The following is a 7,840-nucleotide window of genomic DNA, read 5'->3' as shown; positions in this document are numbered from 1 at the left end:
TGGATCTGTTATAAAGCTGTATAATCCAGACAATGATTGGATTATATTACCTTCATCGACAGAAATCATCATACGAGCAACGAGAAATTTGGGAAACATAATTTTTCATAGATTATTGGGAGTTACCTTTATTTTGTCTATTAGTCTAGTATAACAGCTGATCAGCTGAAACTGACGCATGGCGCTTTTTCAATTTAAGAAAAAGCGCGTCTGATTGCATCAGCAAGTGTCGTACATCCTATAATTTCTATATTTTCAGGGAAGTCCCAGCCGTCCATATTGTTTTTCGGTAGAAAAACCCGTTTGAATCCAAGCTTGGCAGCCTCATTCACCCGCTGATCAATTTTAGAGACGCGACGGATTTCTCCGGTCAGCCCAATTTCTCCAATGAAGCAGTCGGTCGGACGCGTCTCTTTTTCCTTGTAGCTTGAAGCGATACTGATGGCAATGGACAGATCGATTGCCGGTTCGTCCAGTTTAACGCCACCTGCCGCTTTAAGGTAGGCATCCTGATTCTGAAGAAGCAGACCTGCACGCTTTTCCAGTACAGCCATGATCAGCGACACACGTGAATAATCCAGCCCGCTTGCCGTTCGTTTAGCATTACCGAATACTGTCGGAGAAATCAGAGACTGAATCTCGACCAGGATCGGCCGGGTCCCTTCCATCGCAGCAACGACAGCTGACCCAGTTGCTCCGGACAGTCTTTCTTCCAGGAAGAGCTGGGAAGGATTGAGCACTTCTTCCAGTCCGCCATTTTTCATTTCAAAGATTCCTATCTCATTGGTCGAGCCGAAACGGTTCTTGACAGCACGTAAGATACGGAAGGTGTGATGCCGTTCGCCTTCAAAGTAAAGCACCGTATCCACCATATGCTCGAGCATACGTGGACCGGCGATCGCCCCTTCCTTGGTCACGTGTCCGACAATGAAAATCGCAATGTCATTCATCTTGGCGATCTGCATTAAAGTCGACGTCGACTCCCTGACCTGTGACACACTTCCGGACGCACTGTCGATTCCGGCATGATGCATGGTCTGGATCGAGTCAATGACCACATAATCCGGCTTCAATTCTTCAATCGTCTCCTGAATGGCACTGACTTCCGTTTCAGCATACAGATAAAAGTCGGAACCTCGCAGCTCGAGCCGTTCAGCCCGCATCTTAATCTGAGAGGCACTTTCCTCTCCTGATACATACAGGACCTTTCCGCCATTCTGGTTCAACTGAGCAGAAACCTGAAGCAGCAAAGTCGATTTTCCGATTCCCGGATCTCCACCGATCAGCACGAGTGATCCTGGAACGACTCCTCCGCCTAAGACTCTGTTGAATTCTGTCAGGTCAGTCTTGACCCGTTCTTCCTTTTCGATTGTAATGTCAGTGATCGGCTCAGCCTTGGAAGTTTTTCCACTGATCGTCACTCTGCTTCGGCTGTCAGTCTTATCCGGCAGCTTCTCTTCGACCATCTGATTCCATGAGCCGCAGCTGGGACACTTCCCTAGATACTTGGGTGATTCATATCCGCAGTTCTGACATACAAATACCGTTGCTTTCTTCTTTGCCAATCTATTAACTCCTTCAGCCTGAAATTATCTTCCGCTTGATCCAAATCCGCCTGTACGTACTGAAAAGTCATCTGTTTCCTGATCTGCTGTTTCGTATTGAGTGAAAATCCCCTGAGCAATTCGTTCACCTTTTTTGATCTCTACATCTTCAAGGCCATAATTAATGATCTGAACAAAAATTTCGCCCTCATTGCCGTCGTTATTGTAATAGTCCGAATCGATGACCCCAATGCCATTAGGCACAGCCAGCTGCCGCTTCATCGGATTGCTCGACCGGTTCGCCAGAAGCAGGTACTCATTTTCAGGCATATACGCCTTGACACCTGTCGGAATAAGTGTGGAACCAACCGGGTTTCCTTCAAAATTTCCTGTCTGCATAGCTTTAAATACTGACGGAATGACAATATCCTGGGAAGCCGTCAAATCATACCCTGCAGATCCTTTTGTTGCCCGTTTAGGCAGGCTCAGCCCCTGATCTTTATACTTATCTACAATTTCAAATCCTCTAATTCTAGTCATAATATCTCCTGTTTCTTTGATTAAACTGAAACAGATTGCAGACCCCTTTCCATACTCTGAGATGATAGTGTAATAAGTCTATTTTACACTAAATTCGCTGCTTTATAAACGACCAGTTTATATACAAAAAAAACCTCTCTGATTACACATTATATGTAATTCAGAGAGGAAAAAAGGGGGTGTATTTAATTGACCAACCTTACCTCGTCTTAACGGATAACGTTAGTAGTTTCTGGATCGAAGAAGTGTGATTTACCCATATCGAAGGCCAAGTCAACATTCTCACCAGGTGTGTGATAGTCACGAGCATCAACTCGAGCGATAAACTCAAGAGAGCCGACTTGTGAGTAAAGCATTGTTTCTGCTCCTAGAAGCTCAGAAACAGTTACTTTCGATGTGACAACTGTTCCAGGAGAAGCATCCAGTGCAACCTGCTCACTCTTGATGTCTTCAGGACGGATACCAAATACAAGTTTAGCTCCATCTTTGTACCCTTTATCGTTAAGAGTTTTCAGTTTCCCTTGAGGCACTTCGACGGTTAATCCGTCTCCGTTGGAAATTTTGTTCCCTTGAAGAGTGACATCAAAGAAGTTCATCGCAGGAGATCCGATGAATCCGCCAACGAATGTATTAACAGGTGTGTCATAAACTTCTTTAGGTGTTCCGATCTGCTGGATGAATCCGTCTTTCAGGATAACGATGCGGTCAGCCATTGTCATCGCTTCAGTCTGGTCATGTGTAACGTAGATTGAAGTTGTGTTCAGACGCTGGTGAAGTTTTGCAATTTCAGCACGCATGGCTACACGCAGCTTAGCATCCAAGTTTGACAGAGGTTCATCCATAAGGAATACTTTAGCATCACGAACGATCGCACGTCCTAGAGCTACACGCTGACGCTGTCCACCAGATAGTGCAGCTGGTTTACGGTCTAGAAAATCAGTCAGCCCTAATATGCTTGCCGCATTTTCCACACGGTCTTTAATCTCATCTTTTTTATATTTACGTAGTTTAAGACCAAATGCCATGTTGTCGAATACAGTCATGTGCGGGTACAGCGCGTAGTTCTGGAACACCATCGCGATGTCACGGTCTTTAGGTGCGACGTCATTCATCATCGTGTCGCCGATCCAAAGTTCTCCGTCAGTGATTTCTTCAAGTCCTGCGATCATACGAAGTGTTGTGGATTTACCACAACCAGAAGGTCCAACGAATACGATAAATTCGCGGTCTTTAACTCTCATATCAAAATCAGATACCGCAAAATCATCTGAGTTGTCGTAACGTTTATAAATATTCTTCATTGCCATTTCTACCATAGGTAATCACCTTTCCTGTTTAAGATTATATTGATTCTCAGTAAGAATGAATCAAATTCATTGATTAGTTGACAATACCTATTGTAATGGAAACGTTTTTCTCCCACTATGTAAACGTGCACAAAATCAGTGTAAGCGTTTTGTGCACAGTGACTAAATGACAGGGAACTAGCATTTCAAAATGATGGGAGACATTGTTTAAAGTAATTCAATCGTATCTATCATTCATCATTTTCTGAACTTTCCTTGATAAATTAACAATGTAAGCACTTCCTGTTGATTATGTATTCAGGTATAGTATAATGAGTTTGTGAAATAAAATACGAATAAGGATGTGTGTTGGATGTTCGATTTAAAAGGCAAGGTGGCAGTCATTACGGGTGGCGCATCAGGAATCGGTCTGGCTACAGTAGAAGCGTTCCTTGATAAAGGCGCTAAAGTCGTATTAAGTGATTACAATGCAGAAGATGGTCAGAAGCACGCTGACCGGTTGAGCGAGAAAGGCGACGTCATGTTCGTCAAGGCAGATGTATCGAATGAATCAGAAGTCAAGGCACTGATCGACAAGACAGTAGAATCGTATGGTTCAGTTGATGTCCTGTTCAATAATGCCGGAATCGGTGCTCAAGGGGCAACTCACGAGCTGACATATGAAGACTACAGTAAAGTTATTAAAATCAACCAGGATGGCGTCTTCTTCGGAAGCAAGTATGCCGTACAGCAGATGAGAAAAAATGGTGGCGGAGTCGTGATTAACTGTGCCTCCATTCTTGGCATCGTCGGTGAGCCGACAGGCTATGCTTACAATGCGTCTAAAGGAGCGGTTGTTCTCATGACCAAGTCACTGGCTCTCCAGTACGCAAAAGACAATATCCGATGTGCAGCCGTTGCTCCAGGAGGTGTAGAGTCCGGTATGGTAAACAGAGAAGCACTGGGTGAATACTATGATAATCTGGTAGATAAACATCCAATCGGCCGCCTGGGTGTGCCTGAAGAAATCGCCCATGCAGTTGTCTTTATAGCAGAAAATGAATTTCTGACAGGAATCACGCTGCCAGTCGATGGCGGATATACCTCTCAATAATGTTTAGAAAAAGGATCAGACCACTGCAGAAGGGTCTGATCCTTTTCTATGTGAATGTTCGGATAACTCTGGCCGGTACTCCTGCAAGCACAACGTTATCCCCAAATGACCTTGTGACTACAGCTCCTGCCCCTACAACAACATTATCCCCCAGCGTCACTCCGCCGATTACCGTTGCTCCTGCTCCCAACCAGCGGTTATCTCCAATGACTATCGGCTTGGCATATTCCAGTCCTTCATATCGCTGACTTGAATCCATAGGATGGTCAGGTGTAACTAATGAAACCCCTGGTCCAAGTAGTGCATTTTCCCCAATCCTGATTTCTCCGGCATCCAACAGGATACAGTGAAAGTTAGCATAGAAATGATCTCCAACATGGATGTTGTACCCATAGTCAACCCGCAACCCCGGCTCAACCTTAATTCGGCCTTCAATCGTCTGAAAGATTTCTTTTATCCATTTACCACTGGCATGTTCATCCTCGATCTGATTATACATATGTGTCAAACGGTGTGCTCGCTCCCGTTCCTTGACCAGCTCCTGATCCACCGGGTCGTACAGCTCACTATTCTGTTTTTTTCTTTTTCAGATCGCATAACATGTTCCTTCCCCGTATCCGCTAGTAATGTTTGCTCTATTTTAACACATAACTTTGTAACGCATGTTCTTTCAAAAGTGTTGCTGTTAGATATAAGCTTATACGATAATATAAAATGACAGTCAGTGAACAATCTTGACGTGTTAACGGACTGTTTTAAGATGATACCCCATACGACTTCTTCCATAGAGACATGGTGATTAATTGTCGCTACTTCTCCATTAGACAGATATATAACTCAGTAATAGCTGTCTGATCAACAACAGTGAGTGTACCTCCTTTAAAAACTTCTATAATTCCAACTTCAGTCAACGTAGATGTTATACGAGCATCCGGATCAGATGCATTGAGATGATTACCAAACTAAACTACCCCCTTTTTATTCCTGCATTGACGACGACTTCTGCTCTCCCTTAGACATCATCTAGTGATTGGGAAAGATCATAGGTACCTGAAGAGCGAGTAAACGTGTTGATAACCAGATTCGGATTCTTATATTCAACCTCTCTCGTCTGTTTGCAGCCTGCTATAAATAAACTCAAAACTGCACCGGAAGGAACGCCTAGTTCTTTGGTACGAAACATATTTATACCCTCCTCAGTTATCGGAATGCTAACCTTTGCTATATCATACTCTATCGATTAAAAACAATATTGTATAATTAATGCATTTTATTAAATCAACATTTTGAGGATTATTATTAGAAACAGACACCAAGGCTATCAGCTACTTTAACATTCAATTAACCTCTAACCTCTTTTACGTATCTTCATGAGACTATCAAAGAAGTCCTCTTATCTTTTCTTCATCTCACGTTAATTGACATCCCTATATATTCAATCTAAAATAAAGAAGACCTTACTTTTTTACAGTAAACTATTTTATTTTGCTGTATATCCCAGTGGAGCGAATACAATGACTTATTCTTTTTTACAGCCATATACTTTTAACAATGGCACCACTTTAAAAAACCGTATACTCATGGCACCTATGACCACCAGTTCCAGTACTTCTGAAGGATATGTCACTGAAGAAGAGCTGATTTACTATTTGGTCAGATCAGGGGGCCCTGGAGCTGTCATCACCGCCTGTGCTTATATTGCGTCAGAAGGCCAGGCCTTTCCGAACGGGATGAGTATTGCTAAAGATAAACACATTGAAGGGTTGAGTAGACTGGCTCAAATCATTAAACTTCAAGGTTCAAAAGCGATTCTCCAGATTTATCATGGCGGACGTATGAGCCAGAAACAGTACACCGGAGGGAGACAGCCGATTTCGCCTTCTCCAATCAGAGCTGAACGTCAATGGGCCGACACCCCTAAAGAGCTGACTGATTCTGGTATCCATATCCTCATCCGCCAATTTGGAACAGCCGTTAAACGTGCTATCGATGCAGGGTTTGATGGTGTGGAGTTACATGGTGCAAATACCTACCTGCTTCAGCAGTTTTTTTCTCCTCACTCGAATCAGAGAGAGGATGACTGGGGAGGCAGTTTGACCAATCGCCTACGTTTTCCCATCGCAGTCGTCAAAGAATGCCAGTCGATAATTAACGATTACGCGCCAGAAGGCTTCTTACTAGGTTACCGTTTTTCTCCTGAAGAAATCGAAACGCCCGGTATACGTCTGACAGATACGTACCACTTGATTGATGCATTAATTACTGAAAACATTGACTATCTCCATTTGTCGGTCAACTACTATTATCAGCCATCATTAGTGGGCTTTCGAGAATATCAGACCCAGGTTCCTCATCAAATTGGTCAATATGTAGATGGACGGGTGCCGCTAATAAGCGTTGGCGCTATAAGAAAAGCTGAAGATGCTGAGAAGGCTCTACAACACGCTAATCTCGTATCTTTAGGCAAACAGCTGATCATGGATCCAAAATGGGTACAGAAAGTTGAAGATAATAAAGAACAAACGATTCGTTCTTCTCTAGACTTCTCAAGGAAACATGAATACCTGATTCCTGAACCACTTTGGTCAATGATTACGACGGTACCAAACTGGTTTCGCGTTGATAAGTTATAGATCAAACCATGGTATACTAAATTTGTGCCTGAATACACTAATACATGAACACATATAGAAAGGAACATGATAATGGACATCATAATTACAGACAAAGCAGTGAGGTGGTTTGAAAAAGAACTCCTTCTGGAAAAAGGAGATGCCATCCGTTTTTTCGGAAAAACATACGGCAGCACTGAGGTCCATGAGGGATTTTCGGTAGGAATGAGTGTAGATCAGCCAGAAGATGATGTTCTTGGAAAAACTGAAATCAACGGCATCACTTACTTTGCCGGAACACAAGATGACTGGTTTTTCAATCGCTATAACCTTGAAGTAGACTACGATGAACAAAAAGATGAACCAATCTATCACTTCAACGAAAACTGATCCGATTTCATCGGATATAAACACCCCCCTTGAGCTATCCAATATTGTACTGGCAGCTCAAGGGGGGTGTTCTAAATATTTATCTAACTAAATGTAATAGGGCGTTGCTTAAATACGGGTACAACCCAAAAAAACTCCGCAAGCAGGGCTCGAACCTGCGACAACACGATTAACAGTCGTGCGCTCTACCAACTGAGCTATTGCGGAATCACTTGAATGTTTTATAAAAAAAAAGAGCTGCACGGCAACGTCCTGCTTTCACAAAGGGAAACCCTTCACTATCCTCGGCGCTGGGAAGCTTAACGGCTGTGTTCGGAATGGGAACAGGTGGATCCTTCCCGCCATCGTCACCGC

Annotated in this window: 8 protein-coding genes, 1 tRNA gene and 1 rRNA gene; 3 read left to right on the top strand and 7 right to left on the bottom strand. The window is 43.3% G+C overall.

Features of this window, described 5'->3' with window-relative positions; genetic code table 11:
- Positions 1-194 precede the first annotated feature (194 nt).
- From radA to ACYQ4S_RS09720, 3 genes are all read right to left on the bottom strand, one after another.
- Positions 195-1,565, bottom strand: coding sequence for a DNA repair protein RadA (gene radA / locus ACYQ4S_RS09730; protein WP_346024238.1), 1,371 nt, complete (start codon positions 1,563-1,565; stop codon positions 195-197).
- Between the two features lie 24 nt (positions 1,566-1,589).
- Positions 1,590-2,084, bottom strand: coding sequence for a dCTP deaminase/dUTPase family protein (locus ACYQ4S_RS09725; RefSeq protein WP_459770861.1), 495 nt, complete (start codon positions 2,082-2,084; stop codon positions 1,590-1,592).
- Between the two features lie 209 nt (positions 2,085-2,293).
- Positions 2,294-3,400 carry an ABC transporter ATP-binding protein gene (locus ACYQ4S_RS09720; RefSeq protein WP_459770859.1) on the bottom strand — a complete coding sequence of 369 codons (1,107 nt, stop codon included), beginning with the start codon at positions 3,398-3,400 and terminating at the stop codon, positions 2,294-2,296.
- A 343-nt stretch (positions 3,401-3,743) separates the two neighbouring features.
- On the opposite strand from ACYQ4S_RS09720, the gene ACYQ4S_RS09715 reads away from it, so the two are divergent.
- On the top strand, positions 3,744-4,484 hold the full coding sequence (locus ACYQ4S_RS09715; RefSeq protein ID WP_459770857.1) for an SDR family NAD(P)-dependent oxidoreductase: 741 nt from the start codon (positions 3,744-3,746) through the stop codon (positions 4,482-4,484).
- A gap of 46 nt (positions 4,485-4,530) precedes the next feature.
- On the opposite strand, the gene ACYQ4S_RS09710 is transcribed toward ACYQ4S_RS09715, so the two are convergent.
- Together ACYQ4S_RS09710 and ACYQ4S_RS09705 are read right to left on the bottom strand one after the other, a co-directional pair.
- The gene (locus ACYQ4S_RS09710; protein WP_459770855.1) at positions 4,531-5,034 is read right to left on the bottom strand and encodes a sugar O-acetyltransferase; all 504 of its coding nucleotides are present in this window, start codon (positions 5,032-5,034) and stop codon (positions 4,531-4,533) included.
- 462 nt (positions 5,035-5,496) lie between these two features.
- The gene (locus ACYQ4S_RS09705) at positions 5,497-5,667 is read right to left on the bottom strand and encodes a hypothetical protein (RefSeq protein ID WP_459770853.1); all 171 of its coding nucleotides are present in this window, start codon (positions 5,665-5,667) and stop codon (positions 5,497-5,499) included.
- A gap of 331 nt (positions 5,668-5,998) precedes the next feature.
- Between ACYQ4S_RS09705 and ACYQ4S_RS09700 the strand changes: the two genes are divergently transcribed.
- Positions 5,999-7,117, top strand: coding sequence for an NADH-dependent flavin oxidoreductase (locus ACYQ4S_RS09700; protein ID WP_459770851.1), 1,119 nt, complete (start codon positions 5,999-6,001; stop codon positions 7,115-7,117).
- A 72-nt stretch (positions 7,118-7,189) separates the two neighbouring features.
- Positions 7,190-7,486: a HesB/YadR/YfhF family protein gene (locus ACYQ4S_RS09695; protein ID WP_459770849.1), complete on the top strand. Its 297-nt coding sequence runs from the start codon at positions 7,190-7,192 to the stop codon at positions 7,484-7,486.
- A 134-nt stretch (positions 7,487-7,620) separates the two neighbouring features.
- Here the strand turns inward: ACYQ4S_RS09695 and ACYQ4S_RS09690 are convergent.
- Both ACYQ4S_RS09690 and rrf read right to left on the bottom strand, forming a co-directional pair.
- A tRNA-Asn gene (locus ACYQ4S_RS09690) sits at positions 7,621-7,693 on the bottom strand.
- A gap of 32 nt (positions 7,694-7,725) precedes the next feature.
- Positions 7,726-7,840 (bottom strand): 5S ribosomal RNA (gene rrf, locus ACYQ4S_RS09685).

It is taken from the genome of Alkalibacterium sp. s-m-28, from assembly GCF_054658175.1.
This window is presented reverse-complemented; position numbering and strand designations above follow the sequence as displayed.